General features: G+C 55.8%; 25 protein-coding genes. 15 read left to right on the top strand and 10 right to left on the bottom strand.

Features of this window, described 5'->3' with window-relative positions; genetic code table 11:
• The first annotated feature begins 1 nt into the window (after position 1).
• The 3 genes from GOX88_RS21585 to GOX88_RS21595 all read left to right on the top strand — a co-directional run bounded on the left by GOX88_RS21585 (position 2) and on the right by GOX88_RS21595 (position 1,633).
• Complete coding sequence (locus GOX88_RS21585) at positions 2-226, top strand: YMGG-like glycine zipper-containing protein (protein ID WP_170406925.1); 225 nt, start codon at positions 2-4, stop codon at positions 224-226.
• Positions 227-231: 5 nt separating this feature from the next.
• Positions 232-600: a hypothetical protein gene (locus GOX88_RS21590; protein WP_170407013.1), complete on the top strand. Its 369-nt coding sequence runs from the start codon at positions 232-234 to the stop codon at positions 598-600.
• A gap of 127 nt (positions 601-727) precedes the next feature.
• Positions 728-1,633 carry a hypothetical protein gene (locus GOX88_RS21595; protein WP_170406927.1) on the top strand — a complete coding sequence of 302 codons (906 nt, stop codon included), beginning with the start codon at positions 728-730 and terminating at the stop codon, positions 1,631-1,633.
• A gap of 14 nt (positions 1,634-1,647) precedes the next feature.
• Here the strand turns inward: GOX88_RS21595 and GOX88_RS21600 are convergent, their stop codons facing one another.
• A complete protein-coding gene (locus GOX88_RS21600) occupies positions 1,648-1,842 on the bottom strand; it encodes a SlyX family protein (RefSeq protein ID WP_170407015.1) in 195 nt (64 codons plus the stop codon).
• A gap of 130 nt (positions 1,843-1,972) precedes the next feature.
• Here GOX88_RS21600 and hisS point away from each other — a divergent pair, with 130 nt between their 5' ends.
• The 3 genes from hisS to hisG are packed head-to-tail and all read left to right on the top strand — an operon-like array spanning position 1,973 to position 5,238.
• Entirely contained in the window at positions 1,973-3,460 is a 1,488-nt protein-coding gene (gene hisS, locus GOX88_RS21605; protein WP_170406930.1) for a histidine--tRNA ligase, read from the top strand.
• A gap of 3 nt (positions 3,461-3,463) precedes the next feature.
• Complete coding sequence (locus tag GOX88_RS21610; protein WP_170406933.1) at positions 3,464-4,552, top strand: ATP phosphoribosyltransferase regulatory subunit; 1,089 nt, start codon at positions 3,464-3,466, stop codon at positions 4,550-4,552.
• Complete coding sequence (gene hisG / locus GOX88_RS21615) at positions 4,549-5,238, top strand: ATP phosphoribosyltransferase (RefSeq protein WP_170406935.1); 690 nt, start codon at positions 4,549-4,551, stop codon at positions 5,236-5,238. Before GOX88_RS21610 ends, hisG begins: the two co-directional genes overlap by 4 nt.
• On the opposite strand, the gene GOX88_RS21620 is transcribed toward hisG, so the two are convergent.
• Entirely contained in the window at positions 5,235-5,666 is a 432-nt protein-coding gene (locus tag GOX88_RS21620; protein ID WP_170406938.1) for a DUF1489 family protein, read from the bottom strand. The genes hisG and GOX88_RS21620 overlap by 4 nt on opposite strands.
• A 129-nt stretch (positions 5,667-5,795) precedes the next feature.
• On the opposite strand from GOX88_RS21620, the gene GOX88_RS21625 reads away from it, so the two are divergent.
• Together GOX88_RS21625 and GOX88_RS21630 are read left to right on the top strand one after the other, a co-directional pair.
• Complete coding sequence (locus tag GOX88_RS21625; protein WP_170406941.1) at positions 5,796-8,078, top strand: adenosylcobalamin-dependent ribonucleoside-diphosphate reductase; 2,283 nt, start codon at positions 5,796-5,798, stop codon at positions 8,076-8,078.
• Positions 8,079-8,602: 524 nt separating this feature from the next.
• On the top strand, positions 8,603-9,736 hold the full coding sequence (locus GOX88_RS21630; protein WP_170406944.1) for a ferredoxin--NADP reductase: 1,134 nt from the start codon (positions 8,603-8,605) through the stop codon (positions 9,734-9,736).
• 102 nt (positions 9,737-9,838) lie between these two features.
• Here GOX88_RS21630 and GOX88_RS21635 read toward each other — a convergent pair whose 3' ends face one another.
• Both GOX88_RS21635 and GOX88_RS21640 read right to left on the bottom strand, forming a co-directional pair.
• Positions 9,839-10,270, bottom strand: coding sequence for a MarR family winged helix-turn-helix transcriptional regulator (locus GOX88_RS21635; RefSeq protein ID WP_170406947.1), 432 nt, complete (start codon positions 10,268-10,270; stop codon positions 9,839-9,841).
• Between the two features lie 43 nt (positions 10,271-10,313).
• The gene (locus GOX88_RS21640) at positions 10,314-10,778 is read right to left on the bottom strand and encodes a MarR family winged helix-turn-helix transcriptional regulator (protein ID WP_170406950.1); all 465 of its coding nucleotides are present in this window, start codon (positions 10,776-10,778) and stop codon (positions 10,314-10,316) included.
• A gap of 226 nt (positions 10,779-11,004) precedes the next feature.
• Between GOX88_RS21640 and GOX88_RS21645 the strand changes: the two genes are divergently transcribed.
• The 5 genes from GOX88_RS21645 to GOX88_RS21665 all read left to right on the top strand — a co-directional run bounded on the left by GOX88_RS21645 (position 11,005) and on the right by GOX88_RS21665 (position 13,360).
• Entirely contained in the window at positions 11,005-11,496 is a 492-nt protein-coding gene (locus tag GOX88_RS21645) for an anthrone oxygenase family protein (RefSeq protein WP_254443398.1), read from the top strand.
• A 38-nt stretch (positions 11,497-11,534) separates the two neighbouring features.
• Positions 11,535-11,924 carry a hypothetical protein gene (locus GOX88_RS21650; RefSeq protein ID WP_170406953.1) on the top strand — a complete coding sequence of 130 codons (390 nt, stop codon included), beginning with the start codon at positions 11,535-11,537 and terminating at the stop codon, positions 11,922-11,924.
• Between the two features lie 12 nt (positions 11,925-11,936).
• Positions 11,937-12,272, top strand: a complete 336-nt coding sequence (locus tag GOX88_RS21655) for a c-type cytochrome (protein ID WP_170406955.1) — start codon at positions 11,937-11,939, stop codon at positions 12,270-12,272.
• Positions 12,273-12,274: 2 nt separating this feature from the next.
• Positions 12,275-12,778 (top strand): cytochrome b, encoded by a 504-nt coding sequence (locus GOX88_RS21660; RefSeq protein ID WP_170406958.1) that lies wholly within the window; start codon positions 12,275-12,277, stop codon positions 12,776-12,778.
• Between the two features lie 246 nt (positions 12,779-13,024).
• On the top strand, positions 13,025-13,360 hold the full coding sequence (locus tag GOX88_RS21665; RefSeq protein ID WP_170406961.1) for a hypothetical protein: 336 nt from the start codon (positions 13,025-13,027) through the stop codon (positions 13,358-13,360).
• Positions 13,361-13,565: 205 nt separating this feature from the next.
• Here GOX88_RS21665 and GOX88_RS21670 read toward each other — a convergent pair whose 3' ends face one another.
• The 6 genes from GOX88_RS21670 to GOX88_RS21695 form a co-directional block, all read right to left on the bottom strand.
• Positions 13,566-14,324: a hypothetical protein gene (locus GOX88_RS21670; RefSeq protein WP_170406964.1), complete on the bottom strand. Its 759-nt coding sequence runs from the start codon at positions 14,322-14,324 to the stop codon at positions 13,566-13,568.
• Between the two features lie 173 nt (positions 14,325-14,497).
• Positions 14,498-15,460, bottom strand: coding sequence for a mechanosensitive ion channel family protein (locus GOX88_RS21675; RefSeq protein WP_170406967.1), 963 nt, complete (start codon positions 15,458-15,460; stop codon positions 14,498-14,500).
• A 92-nt stretch (positions 15,461-15,552) separates the two neighbouring features.
• Positions 15,553-16,365, bottom strand: coding sequence for a transporter (locus GOX88_RS23555; RefSeq protein ID WP_170406970.1), 813 nt, complete (start codon positions 16,363-16,365; stop codon positions 15,553-15,555).
• A gap of 114 nt (positions 16,366-16,479) precedes the next feature.
• On the bottom strand, positions 16,480-17,223 hold the full coding sequence (locus GOX88_RS21685) for an outer membrane beta-barrel protein (RefSeq protein ID WP_170406973.1): 744 nt from the start codon (positions 17,221-17,223) through the stop codon (positions 16,480-16,482).
• 140 nt (positions 17,224-17,363) lie between these two features.
• Positions 17,364-18,761: a DUF1214 domain-containing protein gene (locus GOX88_RS21690; RefSeq protein WP_170406976.1), complete on the bottom strand. Its 1,398-nt coding sequence runs from the start codon at positions 18,759-18,761 to the stop codon at positions 17,364-17,366.
• Between the two features lie 220 nt (positions 18,762-18,981).
• Positions 18,982-19,326: a helix-turn-helix domain-containing protein gene (locus tag GOX88_RS21695; RefSeq protein WP_170406980.1), complete on the bottom strand. Its 345-nt coding sequence runs from the start codon at positions 19,324-19,326 to the stop codon at positions 18,982-18,984.
• A 59-nt stretch (positions 19,327-19,385) separates the two neighbouring features.
• On the opposite strand from GOX88_RS21695, the gene GOX88_RS21700 reads away from it, so the two are divergent.
• Positions 19,386-20,525 (top strand): helix-turn-helix transcriptional regulator, encoded by a 1,140-nt coding sequence (locus GOX88_RS21700; RefSeq protein ID WP_170406983.1) that lies wholly within the window; start codon positions 19,386-19,388, stop codon positions 20,523-20,525.
• Between the two features lie 46 nt (positions 20,526-20,571).
• Positions 20,572-21,960 carry an adenylate/guanylate cyclase domain-containing protein gene (locus GOX88_RS23815; RefSeq protein WP_170406986.1) on the top strand — a complete coding sequence of 463 codons (1,389 nt, stop codon included), beginning with the start codon at positions 20,572-20,574 and terminating at the stop codon, positions 21,958-21,960.
• Positions 21,961-22,208 lie beyond the last annotated feature (248 nt).

The following is a 22,208-nucleotide window of genomic DNA, read 5'->3' on the forward strand; positions in this document are numbered from 1 at the left end:
TATGGCAATTTCTAACTTAGGATTGAAAACTCTGACCTTTGCAACAGCAGTGTCGCTGGCCTTGGTCTCAGCATCTGCCGGTTTGGCCGATGACAAGGATGACAAAAAGAAAAAGACGATCGAAGGCGCGCTGATCGGCGCGGGTGTCGGGGCACTTGTCGGTGACGGCAAGGGGGCAGCAATTGGTGGCGTGGCTGGCGCCATTATTGGACATAACTGGAAGTGATGGCGATGCAGTTTACTAGATTCAAAATTTCCGCCTGTGCAGCAGCCCTGTTGGCTCCGTGTGTGGCGACGGCTGATGACGCTGCTGAACAGATGGTACAGGACGCCTTGCCAGTGATGCACTATACTTGCGCCTCGATTGCTGAAGAGGCGGATGGTGACGAAGCCTTTGTTGTCGCTGTTGTTGAAAAGATGACGGCCCTATCGCTCTACAATCGTCAGATCAATATCGAAGATCATGCGACCACTGAGGAGGAAAAGGCGCAACTGCGTGAAGCATTCATAGCTGCGCTGTCGGAAGGATGCGCCGCGGATAAGCATGCCCTCTTGGGCGGTGTGGTCGACAATGCGGTGAAAACGACGCTGGGGTTTTGATCTAGGGATGTCTTGATTCTTCTAATGTGCGGTTCGAGTAATCTCGGTTGCGCACTGGCAGGCCTTATTCTGGACAACATTCTAAACGATAAACTGCTTTAATAACTGATACTTAAGTGTGCAAAGCATGTTTCGACTGATTTACCGCCAACGCCGCCGGTTGCTGTTTGGCACCTTCTTTTTGATGATGACTGTTGCTGCTCAGGAGTGGGGACAAATTGACGAACTGTTTGTCGATATGGTGACGGCTTCGGGACAGTTTATCACATGGCTGGCACTTGGCCTGACCATTCTATTGGTCAGTGTTATTGTTTTTTCTGGATTGGCGCTGTTTGTTTTGGTCTTCCGTCGTGCGCGAATGATGGTTGAAATGATAACATTCTGGGGTTTTCTCAATGTTACGCTTAAACCCGCAGAGCGTTTGTCAGAACAATTCCACCTTTCTGACGTCTTTACGGCACTCATAACCCTTGCATTTCTGCTAACTTTTGTTTCGATCGTTTACGGCACGGTGCTTGACGGGTTTCGTTTTGGTCTGGATTGGAAATCCAAGCGTCGCGTACGCGTCCGGCGACCGATTGAAGAGGTCTGGCCTGCCTTTGCGCTTGCCGAGTGCGGTCCCGAGTCGAATTGGGAGCAGATATTGCATGACGCCCAGCCGGTCCCTGATGAGCCGGACAGTTTCGATATCTCATACTTGATGGGGCCGTCCACTTTTCAACAACAGCGTCATACCGTGATGGAATGCGAGGCGCCGAACCATTACCGCTATCGCTTTTCAGGCAACATAAGCATTAAAAACCGGCGTCTGACGGATGGTGAGTTCGATGTGACACTGGAACCGGATGGTAAAGGGGTCACCTTTGTTACCGCATCACAGCACAACAAGGCTATGCTGCCACGTATGGCGCTGGCCCTCTGGTTCGATGATCAACTTGGCGATGCTCTGGACGGGTTTGCAGCCCGTGCGCGTGGCAAAATGGACTGGTCAATGACCGGTTTGGAACATCGAAAAACCCTTAGCCTGACGTGACAGGCTGATGTTGTTCAATAGTGCGGCGGGCGTTCGTCGCCAAGCACAACCCCGCCGGACCCTTCTTGCGCCCGTTCGCCTTCGCGTCGCATCAGCATCTCGACCCGGCGGGTCAGGCGGTCGATCTCGTCCTGTTGCTGGGTGACGATTGCGTTCAGGTCTTCGACCGTGCGGGTCAGATGGGCGATCTGTTCTTCCAGATGCTGCATGGGGAACTCCTGTATCTTGCGAAGGTCATAGCGACCCTGTGACGCCGTGGCCAGCGAAAGCGCGCCTTGCCCCGATGCGGGCCATGGGATAGACCGCGCGCGGAACATGAAAATCCCAAGGACGCCCCAAATGGCCAAGCCCAAGAAACAGCCCCGCCCCAAGGCAATTACGCCCAAAGGGTTTCGCGACTATTTCGGCCAGGAAGTCTCGCAGCGCACCGAGATGCTGCGGACTATTGCGGACGTCTATCATCGTTACGGGTTTGATGCGTTAGAGAGCAGCGCGGTCGAAACTGTCGAGGCGCTGGGTAAGTTCCTTCCGGATGTGGATCGCCCGAACGAGGGCGTGTTTGCGTGGCAGGAGGTTGACGAGAACGACAAGGGCGATTGGATGGCTCTGCGCTATGACCTGACCGCGCCTTTGGCGCGTGTCTACGCGCAGCACCGCAATGATCTGCCAACGCCTTATCGCCGTTATGCGATGGGTCCGGTCTGGCGCAACGAAAAGCCGGGGCCGGGGCGGTATCGTCAGTTCTATCAGTGCGATGCGGATACGGTTGGCACGGCCTCGATGGCAGCAGATGCCGAAATTTGCGCCATGCTGTCAGACACGCTGGAGACCGTCGGCATTCCGCGTGGCGACTATCTGGTGCGGGTGAACAACCGCAAGGTTCTGAATGGCGTGCTTGAGGCGATGGGCCTTGGCGAAGACGCCGCCGCCCGCGACAACGTCCTGCGCACCATCGACAAGTTCGACAAGGTCGGTGAGGCAGGTGTACGCGAGTTGCTGACCAAAGGTCGTCTGGATGCGTCCGGCGCGTTCATTGATGGCGTTGGTCTCAGCGACGCTCAGGCAGAGCCGGTGATTGCCTTCCTGACGTCGAAGGCTGCGGATACTGCTGGCACGCTGGCCAACCTGCGCGCTGCAGTCGGCGACAGCAAGATCGGCGTGGACGGTATCGCCGAGTTGGAACAGATCGGCGCACTTCTGGATGCAGGTGGGTACGGCGCGGACCGGATCGAGATCGACCCCTCGGTCGTGCGCGGCTTGGGCTATTATACCGGTCCTGTCTATGAGGCCGAACTGACCTTTGAGATTTTCGACGAGAAAGGCCGCAAGCGGCAGTTCGGATCGGTCTCGGGCGGTGGTCGTTACGATGATCTGGTCAAGCGGTTCACCGGGCAGGAAGTGCCCGCGACCGGCATCTCCATCGGTGTTGACCGTCTGCTGGCCGCTCTGCGTGAAAAGGGCCGGATTGCGGCACAGGCTACGGGCCCCGTGGTCGTCACCGTCATGGATCGGGACCGCATGGCCGACTATCAGGCGATGGTGGCCGAGCTGCGCAACGCCGGTATCCGGGCCGAGGTTTATCTGGGCAACCCTAAGAACTTCGGCAATCAGCTGAAATACGCAGATAAGCGCAACTCTCCGATTGCAGTGATCGAAGGTGGTGACGAGAAAGCCAATGGCATCGTGCAGATCAAAGACCTGATCCTGGGTGCCAAGATCGCCGAAAGCGCCACGCTGGAGGAATGGAAAGAACGCCCCAGCCAGTTCGAAGTACCGCGCGGCGATCTTGTCGCCAAGGTGCGTGAAATTCTGGACAGTCAGGACTGAGCCATGGCCAACCGATCCCAGATACAGGCCCGCGCCGCGATGATGCGCGTCCGGTTCGAGGCGGCAGGCGCACAGATCGTCGACCCGCCCTTGCTGCAACCCGCCGAAACGCTGCTGGACCTCTATGGTGAGGATATCCGCGCGCGCGCTTACGTGACTTCGGATGCGTTGCGGGGCGAGCAGATGATGCGCCCCGATTTCACTCTGCCGGTGGTGCAGATGCACATGAGCGAGGGGGCCGAGCCCGCGCGCTACACCTATTCCGGCGAGGTGTTCCGCCGTCAGGAGCACGACCCGGATCGGTCGAACGAGTACATTCAGGTCGGCTATGAGGTCTTCGACCGCGATGACCCCGCAGGCGCGGATGCCGAGGTGTTTTCACTGTTCGCCCTGCAACTGCGCGGCTTGCCTTTGCGTGCCGCGACCGGGGATATCGGTATCCTGACCGCAGCCGTTCAGGGCCTGCGCACGACGGACCGCCGCAAAACCGCGCTGATGCGCCACCTGTGGCGCCCGCGTCGATTCCGGGTTTTGCTGGATCGTTTTGCCGGACGCAAACCCGGCCCGGAAGGACGCGACGCTCTGTTGAGCGCGGAAAACCCGTTGGACAACGATATTCCCATGATTGGCAAGCGCCGCGCTTCCGAGGTTGAGGCGCGGATCGAAGCCCTGCGCGAGGATCGCGACACACCGCCGATTTCCGACAATGAACTGGCCGGGCTGGAAACGCTGTTGAACGTGCGCGAGACCATGCCCTTTGCGCTTGAACAACTGCGCGACGTGGCGGTGGACCTGCCGCAGATCACTCCGGCACTGGACCGGCTTGAGGCGCGGGTCGCATCCCTGCAGGCGCGCGGTGTCAATGTGGATCGGTTGGATTTCGAGGCGGCCTATGGCCGGACCTCGATGGAGTATTACGACGGGTTTGTCTTTGGCTTTTACGCCGAGGGCCGCCCGGATCTGCCGCCGATTGCCACCGGCGGGCGCTATGACGCGCTGACCCGACAACTGGGTAACGGCACCGAAATCCCTGCCGTGGGTGGCGTTATCCGCCCCGACCTGATGCTGGAGATTGAGGAGGACGCGCAATGAGCCTGAAACTGGGCGTGCCCTCGAAGGGCCGGTTGATGGAGAAGACCTTTTCGTGGTTCGAAAAGCGCGGCATAACCCTGTCGCGCAGCGGATCGGACCGGGAATATGCAGGCAAGGTCGAGGGGATTGATGGCGTTTCTCTGGTGCTGTTGTCCGCCGGGGAAATCCCGCGTGAACTGGCCGCGGGGCGCATTCATCTTGGAGTCACGGGCATCGATCTGGTGCAAGAAAAACTGCCCCGCTGGGAGCAGCAGGTCGAAGAAGTCTCGAGACTTGGGTTCGGCAAGGCAGACCTGATCATCGCAACGCCTGCCTGCTGGGTGGATGTGGACACGCTGGACGATCTGGATGCCGCTGCCGCGGCGTTTCGGAAAACCCATGGCCACCGTCTGCGGATTGCAACCAAGTATCACAGGCTTGTGCGTGAGTTCCTGACCGAAGCAGGCGTGGCCGATTACACTCTGGTCGACAGCCAAGGCGCGACCGAAGGCACGGTAAAAAACGAAACCGCCGAGGCGATTGCCGATATCACCTCGACCGGGGAAACCCTGCGCGCAAACCACCTGAAAATCCTGTCGGACGGGCTGATCCTGCAATCGCAGGCGACGCTGTGGCGCAGCCGGGTGGCGAAATGCGATGCAGGCGAAAAGGCGGTTCTGTCCGAGTTGGTGGATCAGCTGCGCTAAAGCACGCCGATTTCCGCCAGCGCGCGGTTGAGGTCATCGGGCAGGGCGTCGTCCTGCTCGCGTCCTTTAGGCAGATCGGCGGGCGTGTCTTCGGGTTTTAGATAGCGCCAGCCCTGAAAGGGTCGTTTCAGGGCGTTCTGAGTGCGATGAACTTCGGGGTCGAGCACAATGGCGCAGCGGCGAATACCATCCTCGCCGCGCACCTCATCCAGTCGCAGGATACACTGACGGCATTGGATGACGCCTTTGATCACCCAATAGATCGATCCGCCGTTCAGAATCTCGGCCTCTCGCTTGGGCCACATGCGGGTGACGTGGCGCGGGTAGCCGTCCTCATAAAGTGGTCTGCGGCTGTCCTGCCACGCGATCAGCGAGTCGACGCTCTCTGATCCGACCGAAAGTTTTATGAGGTTTACGTACTTATCCACAGCTTTCCCACAGAGTCGTCCCGAGGTTTGTCTTTATATTGTAGCTCGGTCTTCGCTGCTATCAAGGTGTTGTGGTTGAGGTGTGAGTTGGGGTAGTCTGGATACCTCTTTCAGCACAGGGAATCACCAATGAGCCGCTTTGCCGCCCCCATCGCCGAGCAGATCTGGGACATGAAATACCGTTTCAAACAGGCGGATGGCACGCCGATCGACCAGACTGTCGAGGATAGCTGGCGACGTATCGCCCGCGATCTGGCGCGGGTCGAGAAAGACCCGGCCCATTGGGAAGAAAAGTTCTTTGAGGCGCTGGAAGATTTCAAATACCTGCCTGCCGGTCGCATCACCGCCGGCGCAGGCACTGCGCGTCAGGTGACCTTGTTCAACTGCTTTGTCATGGGCACCGTGCCCGACAGCATGGGCGGTATCTTCGACATGCTGAAAGAGGCCGCGCTGACCATGCAGCAGGGTGGGGGGATCGGTTATGACTTCTCGACCATCCGTCCGCGTGGCGCGGACGTACATGGGGTGGCAGCAGACGCTTCGGGGCCGCTGTCGTTCATGGATGTGTGGGACGCGATGTGCCGGACGATCATGTCCGCAGGGTCGCGCCGCGGGGCGATGATGGCGACCATGCGTTGCGATCACCCGGATATCGAACAATTCATCACCGCCAAGTCTGACCCGGCGCGTTTGCGCATGTTCAACATGTCGGTTCTGGTGACCGATCCGTTCATGGAGGCCGTCAAGGCGGATGGCCCGTGGGAACTGGTGTTTGGTGACAAGGTCTATCACACCGTTCAGGCCCGTGATCTGTGGAACAAGATCATGCAAGCCACTTACGACTATGCCGAGCCCGGCGTGATCTTCATCGACCGCATCAATCAGGCCAACAACCTGAGCTATGTCGAGACCATCGCTGCGACAAACCCCTGCGGTGAGCAACCCTTGCCGCCCTATGGTGCGTGCCTGCTGGGCTCGATCAACCTTGCAAGGCTGGTGGCCGAACCGTTCGAAGACGCTGCTCATCTGGACGAGGCGGCGCTGCAGGAACTGGTTGCGACCGCCGTTCGCATGATGGACAACGTGGTGGACGCGTCCAAATTCCCGCTGCCGGAACAGGCCGCCGAGGCGCAGGCCAAACGCCGGATCGGGCTGGGTGTGACCGGTCTGGCGGATGCACTGCTGATGCTGGGCCTGCGCTATGGGTCCGACGAGGCGGCGCGTCAGACCGAACGCTGGCTGAAAGCGATAGCCCGCGCCGCGTATCTGGCGTCGGTGGACTTGGCGAAGGAGAAAGGCGCGTTCCCTCTGTTCGACGCCGAGAAATATCTGGCCAGCGGCACCATGCAGCAGATGGACGAGGATGTGCGCGATGCAATCCGCGAGCATGGCATTCGCAATGCTCTGCTGACTTCGATCGCGCCGACCGGTACAATTTCACTGTATGCGGGCAACGTGTCTTCGGGGATCGAACCGGTCTTTGCCTATGCCTATACGCGTAAGGTGCTGCAGAAGGATGGCTCGCGCACCGAGGAAGAGGTCGTGGACTACGCCGTGCAGATGTGGCGCGACAAGTTCGGCGACAAGGACCTGCCGGACTATTTCGTAAACGCGCAGACGCTGTCTCCGTCGGATCACGTGAAGATGCAGGCGGCGGCCCAGAAATGGATCGACAGCTCTATCTCGAAGACGATCAACTGTCCCGAAGATATCAGCTTTGACGCCTTCAAGGATGTCTACATGCAGGCCTGGGATCAGGGCTGCAAAGGCTGCACCACTTATCGCCCCAATGATGTGACGGGATCGGTTCTGACTGTATCTGAAAGCGCAGACACAGCGCCGGGTGAAAGCGCAGCGGCGCCGCATGAAGTTGACGGTGGCGAAGTCGTCTATATGTCCGAGCCGCTGGACCGCCCGCAATCGCTGGAAGGCTCGACCTACAAGTTGAAATGGCCCGACAGCGAGCACGCGATCTACCTGACCATCAACGATATCGTCATCGGTGGTCGTCGCCGTCCGTTCGAGGTGTTCATCAACTCGAAGAACATGGAACACTACGCCTGGACGCTTGCGTTGACCCGGATGATTTCGGCTGTGTTCCGTCGGGGTGGAGATGTGTCATTTGTGGTCGAAGAGCTGAAGGCCGTGTTCGACCCGCGCGGTGGTGCCTGGGTGCAGGGCAAGTACATCCCCTCGATCCTGGCCGCGATCGGCGGGGTGATCGAGCAGCACCTGATCAATATCGGTTTCCTCGAAGGGGAAGGGATGGGGCTTAAATCTGACCCGCAGGCGCAGGTGGTCAACATGGATACACCCCGCGGCAAAGCCTGCCCGTCCTGCGGCCAGTTCGACATGGTGATGATCGAAGGTTGCATGACCTGTCGCAGTTGCGGGCATTCCAAATGCGGTTGACCCAGAGGGTGCAAAACTGTTGATGCTGTGAAAGCTCGCATCAGTTTGCAATTTGACCAGTTCAGATTGCAATTCTGACCGTGAAAAGTTTGCCATCGCTCCTAAGGGGCGGTGGCGTCTGACTTTGAGTGAATGTCAGGCGCGCTTTTGCTTTACAACTTGACTGTTAGCTATGCTTGCCGCCGTTGCCTGATCCTCTGATATGCTAGGGTGAGGCCCGTCAAAGGAGACTTCCGCTGCGCCTGCTAAGTCAAGCTTTCGACGAATTCACAGTTTGCGGACTATAGCCGCAATAGGCGGTACTGGATCGAATGTCTGCTATTCGAGCTTTTCTCCAGCCGCAGCAAATTCGTCGATACGGTGACAGCCCGTCCAGTCAGACGGAACGTCGTGTGTATTTGATCCGTCGGCAGATCATCGGATACGGCCATGCTCCATCAGGTTGAGACGATTGGTCATTGCATAGCTCGCTATGGAATAGTATATAGCAAGCAATGCAAATGGAATCACGCTGGAGCCAAGCTATGAAAACCCGTGTTCACGCAATTGCAGGAGCCATCGGGCTTCTGATGATCCTGACCTTCTGGACCTCGACCATCATTTCCGAGGTCTTCGGGTCATACGAAGCCATTGCCATGGTGAAGGGGCTGATCCTCAAAGGGATGTTCGTCCTGATACCGGCGATGGCCATTGTTGGCGCATCCGGTGCATCGCTTGGCAAGGGACGCAGCGATGCGCTGGTGTCGGCCAAGATGAAACGGATGCCGATCATCGCCGTCAACGGGTTGTTGGTTCTGGTGCCGATGGCCTTCCTGCTGGAGTCCTGTGCCTCGGCGGGGAATTTCGACACCATGTTCTATGTTCTGCAAGGGGTGGAGCTGATTGCCGGTGCGGTGAACCTGACCCTGATGGGGCTGAACATGCGTGACGGCATCCGCCTGAGCGGCAAGGGCAAATCGAAGGACGGAGTCAAGCTAACAGGCCGGGACACGGTTGCCGAGGGCACCATGGCGTTTCACATGAGCAAACCGGATGGGTTCACGCATCAGCCCGGCCAATGGGTTCGGGTGACCTTACCGACCAATGGCGAGTCCCGTGTGCTCTCGATTGTCAGTGCGCCCCACGAAGCGCAGCTGACGGTGGCAACCCGCATGACCGACAGCGCCTTCAAGCGCGCCCTGAAAGACCTGCCTGACGGAACTGAAGTGCAGATTGCAGGTCCGAATGGCAGTTTCACCTTGCATCAGGACGCCGCCCGTCCTGCCGTCCTGATTGCCGGTGGCATCGGTATCACGCCCTTTATGTCGATGATCCGCAACACCATGCAGCGTGGTTCTGTTCAGAAGATCACGCTGTTTTATTCCAACCGTAACCCGGCCTCGGCTGCCTTTCTGGGCGAGTTGGAAGAGCTGGCAAGGGCCAATCCGAATTTCGAACTGGTCGCAACCATGACTGGGCTCGAGGGTGACACTGCCGCCTGGGAAGGCGAGACCAATCTGATCGACCGCGACATGCTGGCCCGTCATCTGCCTGACCTTGGCGCTCCGGTCTACTATTGTGTCGGTCCCACTCCGATGGTTGCTGCCACGAAAGAGATGCTTGAGGAGGCTTCGATTGCCGCCGACCAGATGGTATTCGAAAAGTTCACCGGTTACTGATCGCCGGCCGCCAATGCTTTGCCGCCTTGCAGACCCCCGGTCCCATCGACCGGGGGTCTTGCATTTTCATCTGGCAAAAAGTGTGGGGCAGCCGGTGGCGGCTCAGTCCTTTTGCAAGGTCCGAATGGTGCGTTGCATGAAGTCAATAAACTGCGCGCGTTCGTCCGGCGTAAACCCAACCAACGCCGCATCGTTGACCGCTGAGGCCGCAGCGTAGGCATCATCCCGAACCGAACGTGCCTTCTCGGTCAGGCAGATGATTTTGGCACGCCCGTCGGTCGGGTGATCCTTGCGTTCGATCAACCCGTCCCGTTCCATCCGGTTGAGGGTATTGGCCATTGTCGCTTGTTCCACATCAAGCTTGTCGACCAGTTCCCTCTGCGTTTGCCCGTCCTGTTGCCACAGGGCCAGAAGCGTCGGAAACTGTCCCGGCACGATACCCAGGGGCTCGATTTGCTTACGCAGTTCTTCAAAGAACAGCCGGGCCATGTGGTTGACGAGGTACCCGGCAGAGGTGGCGTGATTGAAAGTCATGCGCCATTGTTAGGGTTGCATAGCACGGAATGCAACCGATCGATCACGCCGCGCTTTCTTTTTCAAGGTTGTGCGATTTTCCTGACTCGAAGCTATGAATGGCCTTGGAAATCAGCTGCACGACCTGTCGTTGCTCCTGGTCACTCAACCCGGCCAGAACCGAGGTGTTCTGCGCCATCGCAACCGCCAGGGCAGGGTCTTGCAATGCCTTGCCATGTTGCGTCAACCATGCGCGGCGAACGCGCCGATCTTCGGTATCAGGACGCCGCTTGATAAGGCCATCACGCTCCATCCGCGCCAGGGTATTAGCCATTGTTGCCTGTTCAATTCCCACATGATCGACCAGTTCCCTTTGTGTCAGTCCGTCCTGATCCCAAAGGTGCACCATGATCGGAAACACGCCGGTTGAAAGCCCCAGCGGCTTTATGCCGTCCTGTAAAGCCCCTGCAAACAACCTTGCAAGATGGTTGATGAGGTATCCGGAAGAGGTTCGCCGAGAAAATGTCATGCTGTGCTCGATTCCTTACATAGCGGGCTATACAATATCTATATAGCCTGCTATACACATGTTGGCAATGAGTCGTTTCCGAGTCGGCTCACCTATATAAATATAGCCGACTATGCAGTCGCGCTGGAAAGAAAAGGAGACGTCTTGTGACCAGTATCTTCCATCCAACACCGGAAACAGGCGCCTGCTGCTTGCCCGGTCGATTGCAGTGCCCGGGGGCAAAACCATGACTTTCACGATCGCAAACCCACCCCGGGTTACGCCCACTCTCGCTCAGCGAGCGGCAGAAGGGGTAACCGTTGTCGCCTCGGGCATGTTCACCGGCGTTATGCTGTTCATCGGGATCACATTGGGAGGGTTCTATCAAAGCCTGCCCGCACAGCGGTTCCTCGACTGGTTTGCCACGAACAATGGCTTCATCCAGGACACGATTCCCCTGGTCGCCTTGCCAACGCTTCTTGGAACCATTCTGTGCACCGTGCTGTTTTGGCGCTTTCCGGCGCGCAAGTGGTGGCTGGCGGCCCTGCTGTCCTGGCTTGTCATTGCGGTGCTGACCTTCGGGTTCTTCGTTCCGACAAATGCGGCATTTGCCTCTGGGACAGCGCCGGTCACCGAGGTCACTGAAACCCTTGCCCTCTGGCTGCAAATTCACTGGATCCGGATCGTTTTCGGCGTGCTCGGAACCACCTTTGCCTACCTAGCCGTGAGCCGGGCCTGAGCAACCTCAATTCCCACCTAATGAAAGAGAGAAGACCCATGAAACGAGCCCTGATCCTGACTGTTGCAATCGTTATCGCCTCGGCTGCGAACGCCGAACCCGGGTTCAAAACCATAAAAACAGCCAAGGCGACCCTGACCGGCGCACCCGCCGAACTCCTGGAGACCTGCATCGGCGAGCCTGCAGCTGTGGTCGCCCAAGAGGGTCAGAAGATAGTCGCTTACAGCTCGGTGCAAGAGCGCGATGCAGATGGCCGGACGATGCCCACGCCGGGTGCAGCAGACGCCCCCAAGGCCTGCATCTTCACCTTCACCATTAAGGACGGCGTGATCACCGTCGTTGACAGCAAGAACCGCGCCGGATGGGGCGGGGGCAGCATCACCAAATGCGCGGACCTCGTGAAGGCCTGCACCAGCAAAGAGAAATAGGAGGATCATCCAATGAAAAACCGGATCACCACAGTGTTTCGCGAAACCACCCCGGCCATCGCCCTGGTGCTGATGGCGGCCACTTCTGCCCAGGCGGGCAGCGTCGACACGTTCAATTCTGTGTGCGCCGAGTGCCATACCGGCGGTTTCAAGGGCTTCATGTCCGGTGCTCCGAATGTCAGAAAACCAGCCTCCTGGCAGAAATTCCTGGAACGGGATTCCGAAGACCGGATGCGCGAAATCGTCCTGCGCGGCACCAAGGACCACAAGGCCAAGGGCGGCTGCACGACCTGTACGGATCAACAGATCATCGAGGTTCTCGACTATCTCCTGGAACGCGTGAGGTAACCATGGAACGCTATCATCCTTCTCTCGTCACCTTGCACTGGCTGATGGCTGTGCTGATTGTCGTGGCCTTGCTGTCCGGAGGCTTCGTGCCTCTGGACTTTCACCTGGCAAGCGGAATGCTCATTGCCGGTTTGTTCCTGTTTCGGATCATCTCGAGGCTGGCAACTCGGGCGGTTCAGCCACACGCCGAACAGACCGGAATACAAGCTCGGATCGCGCGCTGGATGCACTTCGCGCTCTACGGGTTGATTGCTGCCGTTGTCGCCTCTGGCCTGGGCATGGCGATCGATGCGAACCTGTTCCAGGTGGTGCAAAGCAACGCACAACTGCCTGCCGGCTTCGCCGAAAGCCCCATGCATGCGGCCCACGCGCTGCTCACCAAGCTGCTGCTGGTTGCGGTTGCGGGACATGCACTTGCCGCCCTGTGGCATCAGTTCATTCAGCGGGACCATTTGTTATCGCGGATGTGGTTTTCCAAGCGCCGTGAACGAATGGCTGGGAAGTAACCTCATGCCTGAAGACTCGGCAGCCCAGATCGAAACCCAACGCCAAAACGTCGGTGCCTTTTGATGTCTCCAGCGTGGATCGAAGGAGGCTACGATCTGGCGAACAGCTTTCTCCGAACCGACATTCGCCATGAGCCATCCTTTCTCTGCATTTGCAAAGTCAGGTGCCACAAACGGCACAAGTGCGCAGGAGGAGATTACACTATTGGATTGCGAGCTTACTATGGGTTCCTTCTGCATAATTACATGATCGGAACCTTCAACCGCGATGGGTACAGCGTCAAAAAAGTGAATGATGCTGTGTATGAGGCGGTTGCAGAAGAAGAATTCAGTGGAGAGGCGTTCTGGTGCGTGGCGGGCTCCTACGCTCAGATTGACTTAAAAGCGTCTCCGAATGCCAAGGTCTATGTCGTTCGGTGCTTTGGGCCCAGCGAAACAACTGACCGTCGGACGGCTGTCCAATTTACCCTGGACCCGCAAAAGGCAGGCGTCACACCTTCGGAGGGGACAGATGACGTGAATGAACTGTCCATAGGCGAACATATGGCGGTCGATGTCGCACGGAGCCACTGTGAGCGATAAAGTTGGTATTTTGACCATCACCTTCAAAGAATAACCGCAAAAAAGTATTCAGGCAGGTTCGAGTTTTCTCGCCTCTTAGTCGAACAGATTTATCGGACTTTGGCCGCGCAAATGCGCAGCCTCCGTTGTACTTCGATGCCGGCTGCGATGACGTCTCGCCTGGGCTGCCGCTGCTCGATAGTTGCGCCAAAACAAGAGCACAAAACTATTGCCCGATAAGAACTCCAACGCGTGACAGCGCAACCGGCTCAAGGGCTCCGGGAGGCGAATAGGGATTTGCGAATGAGTAAATAAGGAACAACGTAATTCCGTTGTAAACGCCAAACAGAGCCACGAATACAATATTCAGACTCGATGGCGCGAAGGCAAAAAAGCTGATGGAGATTATGACAAGACCGGCAATGGCGGCGAACCAAAAAGGCGCCTGGTTTGAACGATTTGCAATGTTGATCCGCTTGCTGCGAATTTGGTCCAGTTCCCGTGCGTTTGCCACCAAGCTGTCATGCAGACGCTTCTGAACGGCGGTATCTGATGTCAGAATGAGGGAGCCCTGATACACTTGCAACCAGGCGGCCCGTCCGGCGTCAGCAGAGCCATCTGCGGCCGCAAGATCCGGCCATTCCTGAGTCACTACCACATCAATGTAGTCTTTGGCTCCTGCGATAATGTCCTCGCTCCCGTCCCCGGCATGCAACTTTGCGTCAGTGACAATTTGCATAATGGTGTCAGCTTCGGAGCCCAGATCACTCTGCAAACTCCGGTAGTCCAGAGCAAGTTGCGCAAAGACCAGACCAAGGATCAAAGCGTGTATCGCCGACACCCGGCTTAGAATTGAACCAGAAAGCTCCTTGGTTACGGAATCTGGCTCGGGCCCTACCAACCAGTGAGATATGTGATAAACGAGCAGGATCGCAATTACCGTGCCCGAGATAATGACAATTGCAGTTAAAAGTGTCTCATTCATTCGAAATCACTCATTTTTTTTTAGGCCGTCAAACGGTAAAGGAACACTTCAGCTTTTACCCTTATTAACTCGGGACGCTGAGAAAACTGCCAATCATTTGCATTCATCATTCAACCTTTCGGGTGTATTTATCCAAATGTGTAAACTGGACCAGGCGATGCGGTTTCCTGCATCTACGCTTCTTGCAGACTGTCCTCATCATCGGCTGCGGCAAAGTGGTCCGCTGACGTTTCAACTTTGACTGATCGTTTGGCAAACTCGATGCCGTTTGCCTCAAGCTCCGCTTTCAGACGCCTGTAGATTTCCTGTCGGGCATAAAACTGTTCACCGGGAACCGAGGTGAACTTAAGCCGCACGGTCAGACCGTAAAGATCTATGTCATAGATACCCTGGGACTTCAGTGGTGTTATCATGGTCGGGCCAATAATTGGGTCCTGCATGAATTCGGCTGAAATCTGTTTGACGATCCGTTTGACTTTCATGATGTCAGTATCATGCGGTAACTGAAAAGCCATTTTGGTGATCACCCAGTCCCGGCTCAGGTTCGAAACAGAGTCTATGGTTCCGTACGGTACCGTTTGTAGCGCGCCCCTGTGATGTCGGATTTGCAGAGAACGCAGGGAAATACGTTCCACGGTGCCCCGCTTATTTCCCAATTCAACATATTCGCCGATACGGAACGCATCATCAGCGATATAGAATATTCCGGCCAGAATATCCTTCAGCAGGCTTTGCGCTCCCATGCCCAGCACAAGCCCAAGCACGCCTGCTCCTGCCAGCATGGGCCCGACATTGATGCCCAGTTCCGACATCACAACCAAAACTGAAATAATAAAAATGAAGGTGATCAACAGAGCGCGGATCAACGGCAAGACACTCAGAGCTCTTGACGATGAATGAGACGCTTCTTCTTCTCCATGCGATTCAGGTATCTGTGATATAAGATAACGGCGCAATACGCCGGTCAGCACCAATGCTGAGATGCTGCCCAGAACCAGCACAATCAGTACTTTGGCGGTCGACGTGAGTTCCTTTGTCGTACTGTCAATCAATATGTCGTCGAAGACGACCTCAACTATAACAAACACAATTGATAGGACCGCGACGATCATCCAGTGTTTTCTGTCGTTTTTCACCTGAGCCCCCTTTTAACTGAGTACAGGGTAAATTTCCGGTTCTTATTCCTCAGATCGCGGAGCGGACCGTCACAGCCCCGGCCAAGTTGCACTTATTTCGGAAACAGAAACGTGACCTGGAAACGGGCACCCCATCCATCTGGCCCTCCGTCCGGAGCATCCGCCCAATAGCGCGCGCCAAGACCAAACTGGACTGGTTGCTTGCCCAGTTTCACGACCTGAGAGACGACAAAATTTATCGGGATGGACCACTCTTCGGCCTCCCAGTCATAGGTGCTCTCTGTGTCGAGCGTGAATGTCGTTGCCTTGGGCGTTGTGTAAGCCACAAACGGTTGAAGGAAGGTCGCGGATTGTTTGCCGTATTTTGAATCGCCGCTGACGGACCAAATGTGGTTGGCTAGACCGCCAACTGTCCAGGGTCCTTCTTGCTTGAGGACAACCGCAGTCGGACCAATCCCCCATTGGTCCGGAGAAATGTCATCAGACGCGGTTGGCAACTGGATCACCGGCCCCACGCCCCAGACTATTCCGTTTGAAGTTGGTTTCTTAGGGGAAAAGAAGAAGCTCTGAATTATATTCCCGATACCAGTTTGTGAGCCAGATCCCGGCCTGATGTCATCCTGGTTTACCAGGGGAATGATCGTACGCGAAATGACGTTCCAGTCCGGGCTGATCGAGATTGGAATAACAGGTTGAATGTTGACGAAGCCCTTGCTGCCGGATCCATCTCCATACCCATCATCATAATTGAATTGAAACGGTACGCTGATGAGATCGGCAATTGGATTGGAGAGTTTTTTCGCGAGATCTGCGCTCCCGCCACCAGACGAGCTTTTATCTGCCTGCGCTTGTGCACTCGCCGGAAGGGCAAGAGCGAAAGTCAAAATCAATGCGCTACGTAGCATGTTGTCATCCTCAAAACTGGTCAGGTCAATTTCTTGATCCGCGCTGGCGAAACCTCTTTTTCAAAGTTCTGTTCATCTGACAGGCCTGTGCTTTCGTGCACCTGGGTTCTTGGGCTAAAACTGATAGGTGGCGCCAAAGACCGGGCCTGACTGGCTGAACCTAAAGTCATTTCCATCAATCTTGTGATCGACGGTGATGTATCTGTACCCACCCCGGAGTAACCACCTGTCATTGAGCGCATAATCGGCTGTCAGCAAAACCTGCCAGGTTTCATTTCCACTGCTGAAACCGCCGTAATCCACGAATGCAGTCCCGGCCCATCGATCAGACATCCTGAATTGGGCACGGGCACCTATGACCGGATCTATCCAGTTGTCATCAACGGAAGTCGACCGCTCCGATGCAACGCCGGGGTCCAGCACAAAGGTGGTCTTGGTGCCGAACCACCGAAACCCGGCCGCGGCGTCCAGTTTCACATCGTCAGCTTCATAGACGCGATAGGCAACATATCCATTCAGAATTTGCGTTGTTGCCGTCGTGTTCACACCGGAAAATACTGGGCCCGGCGTCCCATCTGATGTCGAAAGGTCGGTATACATGTAGTCGGCCAGGATGCTCCAGCGACCGTTGCATGCGCTGAACGCTCCCATGAATGCAAAATCCAGATCGCTCAGCGCGTCGCTGAAACTCAGGGTGCTTTCAACTTCGCCGAAACGCGTGTCCATCGATGTCTTTGTTTCGGCTGCAAACAGATAAATGGTTGCATCAAAGCTCCAGTCACTCTCTTGCGCCGCCAACGGCGTGCAGACCAGAGCAAAGCCGGTACAAAGCGCCAGTTTCTCTGGAAAACAGGTCATCTGGCCCTCCGTTTTTGATTAATGGTGAAGACCCGTGACGTGATTGGGGAAGAGTGTTGTGCGCTAGAGCGCTGACCCATCTCTGTTGGCGCCCCGGCGTTTCAGAAGTCACACCGGAGCGCTCACCCAATGTCACGCTCTTATTTCACGATTTCGGCCTTCGGCGCTTTCCAGGTCTTCATCTTTTCAAGATCGGGCTGGTAGATCCGCATGATGATGTCGATCCCAAGGTTTTCGCGATTGATCGGCAGCCAGTTCTCCGCCGGAACCCCGTCCGGCTGTTCGGCTGCGATGTGGATTTCAATGCCACCTTCCGCGTTCAGTTTCATGCCGGCGTTTTGACCAACGCTGTATTTGTCTTCTTTGTTCGGAATGAAATAGCCATGTTCGGTGTCGTAAAGTGTGGCCGACCAAAATGCGATTGCCGGGGGCATCTCATCCTTGGTCATCTTGATGACATAGTCATGTTCGGCATTCATCGGTTTGCCACCTGTGGTGGTGATGCCCGGATACATCGCCTCGCTCGCGGGCTGGCCGAGTGGCCCGACAACGGATTGCAGGAACATTGTGTCGATATCAATCTTCCCTTTTGGCTGGAACACTTTGTAGAGGTAAGGCGCGACCTCTTTAGGTGAGTTCCAGATGTCGTTCTCATGGGCGTACATTTTGGCCGCAGTTTCCGCCAGGCGTTTGTAATCTAAGGTTTTCGGCGCGTTCGGATCGAAGTCCTTGCCCGGCTCGACCCCAACCTGCTTGAGCGCAGCCAGCGCTTCTTTGTCCATTTCATATTTGTCTGGATCGAACGTGGTATAGTTGAACACCCATTGCATCACCTCCAGGAAGTTCTCTGCATAGACGTTTGCGTCAGTCGAGTACTTGGGTGTGTTCAGCGGTGTAACCGGTTTGGCGGGTTTGCCCTGAAATTCCGACAGAGTTTGCAGTTTCACGGCGTTGATCGCTGCCATGTTTGCCTTGAATTTCGCGGGATCGTTCGCCTGCGGCATGACGCGCAAGAAGGCCATCCCAAACTCGCCCGACATTTCAAATATCTGGTCGACCCCTTTCACATCTTCACCGGAGTACCCGTCGGTTCGCTCGGAGTAATAGAGTATCTTGGTCGGTTTCTTGAAGTCACCTTTCGCTGTGGCAAGGGGAATATTGACGTAGTGATCCATCGCCGAGACCTCAAGCGACACGAACTTTGAGTCAAATGCCGGATATTCGATCACCACCGCATCGTCGCGCATGTCCAACATTGAAAGCACATAGAGCGTGTCGTTGTTGGGCCGCGGAAGGGCCCGAACAGACGCGTTGGCCAGACCTTTCGGGTAAGCCGTCTTGTTCCATCCGCCCGAGGCCAGCGGGTTTTTGGGGTCATCCACAAAATTGTTGAGCGTATTGAACAGCGCAACGTACTGCGTGGAACGTTTGACAAGGTTTTCCAACTCTGCGTCGGTAAGTTGATCAGCTTTTGCCGGGGATGCGACGGCAAGCCCAACAACGGCAGCCGAAACGATGCCTTTTATCAATCTGTTCATAATGCCCTCCGAATAAGTATGGATGTCGAATTATTTGTAATGGGTGGTTCAGGCGCAGCCCCTGTTGTTACTCGTCCGCTTTGAAATGGTGCAGCAACAAGCGTGTGCGTGTTCAAATCAAACATCCAGCGACAACGTTGAAAGCTCTCCACGTTGCCAGGATGAAATCACGTTCAGTTCGGGATTTCTGACCATTTCGCGCCACTTCAGATCTAAGGCGTCACTTTTGAATGCGGCGCCTATAGATAACCGGTGTTATCCCGTTCCAGCGTGCAAATGCCCGCGTAAAGCTGCTGGGGTTATTGTAGCCTAATCGCTCTGAGATCGACGCGATTGAAAGTTCAGAATGAGCAAGCATGGTCAAAGCTGCACGGTTCAAAGACTGATCGCGCAAGTCCGAAAACGTGACACCCGAAGCGGCAAGATATCTCTGTAATGAGCGACGGCTCACTCTCAATTCATCCGCCGCGCGCTGGATTGTTGCCCGGCCGTCACGCGCCAGGGCATCCACCACATCCGAGATTGCAACAATATCGAGTGCTTTTCCTGCATTTGCCTGAAGCATGGGTGTCTACCCCTGTGACCCTCCTTTTCTGAGTTGATTGTAACTTTTGGAGTTTCACATTGTCTGACCAAGATGCGCCGCCGCCCTCGGAGATTGCGATATGGCGCAAATTGTGCATAGATTTCAATGGCGTCGGGCAGCTATTTGCAAGAACTCAGCCAGAGAGGGTTTTCTGGATGAAAGCATTACCTTTAATTCGCGCCGCACACCTACTCACGTACACGTCTTCCTTGCGTGACATCGGCGCGCCGGTTGATCGAGAGCTGAAACGTGCAAAGCTTCCTACGATGATCGAGGAATGCCCGGACGCCTATCTCAGCCTGCCGCAGGTTCTTGAGTTTATTGACCGATGCAGTCGAGACCTGAATATCGTTGAGTTCGGGCATCATGCAGCCCTTTCAGCACGGATTTCCAGTCTGTCACACAAAACGCTGTCCGTGTTGCTGAACGCACCTTCCGGTCTGGCGCTTGTTCAGTCGTTCGCCGGCGTGGCGCATTTAGAAAGTACGGCCTCTTCTGTGGGCGTACAGCAAGAAGGGTCCGTTTATAGAATATTTTTTGATCTGGAAGATTTTCGAAACCACAAAGCCCTGGCTGCGCCGAATTGGGTCGCAGTTCATTCATTTATCGAACTGCTGCGAAGCGTCTGTGGCCCGGAGTGGTGCCCTGGTGAAATTACACTTATGTCGTATTCCGCAGACCATCTCTCGACCGAGGCAGCTTACCCGAATACCCAAATCAGGTTCGGTCACCTGCATACCTCCATCACCGTTCCGATAGCCAGCCTGGCCGCACCCTGCGCGTCGCCAGTTGAGAACGGCTCTGCTGATGTAACGGTTTCTCCGGAAAAGATTGATTTTGTCGGGAGTCTCCGACGGGCCGTCGCCCCCTATATTCAGGATGCTTATCCATCGCTGAACCTCGTGGCGGAGATCACGGGTATACCGCGCAGGACCCTTCAACGTGCGTTGGCCCGGCATGGCAAATCCTACACCGCTATTGTTCAGGAAGCGCGCTTCGAGAACGCTTGCCGTCTGCTTGACGACCCGGGAACAAAAATAATCGATGTTGCATTCGCTGCGGGCTACGAGCATCCGCAACATTTTACGCGGGCCTTCCGAAAGTACACTGGCCTCACACCAAGCCAATATCGGGTATGCAATGCCAACGCCAAAAGGACAAATCTGTATTGCTACTAGTCCGTGACGACGACCGCTATGCTGTTCGATATCGGAGGGAAGCGGTGTGACGCATCTTCAGAAACCCGTAACGGCTGATCGTTCAGTTGTAGAGCGCGCACAAGAACGGCTGACGCGTCGCAACGAAGACAGATTTGCCGAGGCAGAGCGACAGGGTCTTTTGCTGGCCGCGAAGGTTCGAACCACAGCACTTTGTATTGTTATGATCTGGGTTGCGATAGACACACAGAACCGCGGTGCCAGCTTTCTCTACGATATTTCCCAGGTTGCAATATTCGCAGTGCTTGGAATCTTGCAGTACTTTTCAGCCAAGCATAGCGCGAATGCCAGTGTAATGAACTATGTCTTCGTTGCCATCGACTGTGCTTTGCTGGCTTTCCTCTCCAGCACTCCAAACCCTTTCGCTGAGTATGATTTACCACCCGCGATCCTGATGAATGGAAGCCAGTTCACCTATTTCTATCTCTTCCTGATGCAGGCAGCATTCAGCTTTCGTCCAAGCCTGGTTCTTTGGTGTGGCTTTTGCATCGTCACAGCGCGCACAGGAATGCTGGTTTGGTTTGTGAACCAACCTGGTGCATATACCAACCTCGATCTTAGTGAGCGCACTGTGGAGGACTTATTGATGGCGCGCTCTGATCCGAATTTCATTTTTCTGGGATTTTGGGTTCAAGAGATCATTGTTTGCTTGCTTGTAACCGCTGGCCTTGCCGCCTTGGTGCGTCGCTCTCGTTGGCTTGTAGAAAGTCGAATTCGTACGGAACGGTCACGCGCCAACCTTGCACGTTACTTTTCACCAAACGTTGTGGACCGTCTCAGTAGTGCCGAGGACAGCTTTGGCGAGGCGCGTGAACAAGACGTCGCCGTCATGTTTGTTGATATCATTGGGTTTACCACCATGTGCGAGAACGACGCCCCTGGCGATGTCGTTGATTTCTTGCGCGGGTATCATGACAGGTTGGGCAAGGCAGTTTTCGAGAATGGGGGTACGCTGGACAAATACCTTGGCGACGGGTTGATGGCGACCTTCGGGACACCAGAACCCAGTGAGAACGACGCCAGTAACGCACTTCAATGCGCCTTTGACATGCTTGAGGCATTGAGCATCTGGAATCGTGACAGGAATGCTGAAGGGGTTCTTCCGGTACGCATTGGAATTGGCATCCACTTCGGTCCCGTCATCTCTGGTGACATCGGAAACCGGCGCCGTCTTGAATACAGTGTTATCGGCGATACCGTGAACGTCGCAAGCAGGCTTGAGCAGCTGTCCCGCAAACTAAATGCTTCTTTGGTGGTTAGCGATTTGTTGATCAAGGCAATAAGTCCTACAGACAAGGTCGGGCAAACTTTAATCAAAAGATTGGTTCCTGCCGGAGTGCAAGATTTGAGGGGACGACGCGGAAAGATCGGCGTTTGGATCTACCAACCGAAATAGTAAATGCTTACGAAATAGTTGTGCCACGCCCCAAATTGACCTCTCGCAATCGATGTCCGGTTTGGGCAGAAACCGGACATGGCGTATATGCCGAGCACTCTGCTTCAAGGGCATTGAGAGCGGGAATTGACTTATCTCGGAAACCCTGGGCGAAGGAGGGACAGCCATGAAAAACTATGTTGGCTTAGGCTCGGGACCCACTGATTTCCGGCAGGCCTGGTGATTCACGGTTCGAAAGCCGATCGGTG

The organism is Ruegeria arenilitoris (genome assembly GCF_013030985.1).
Lineage (GTDB): Bacteria > Pseudomonadota > Alphaproteobacteria > Rhodobacterales > Rhodobacteraceae > Ruegeria > Ruegeria arenilitoris_B.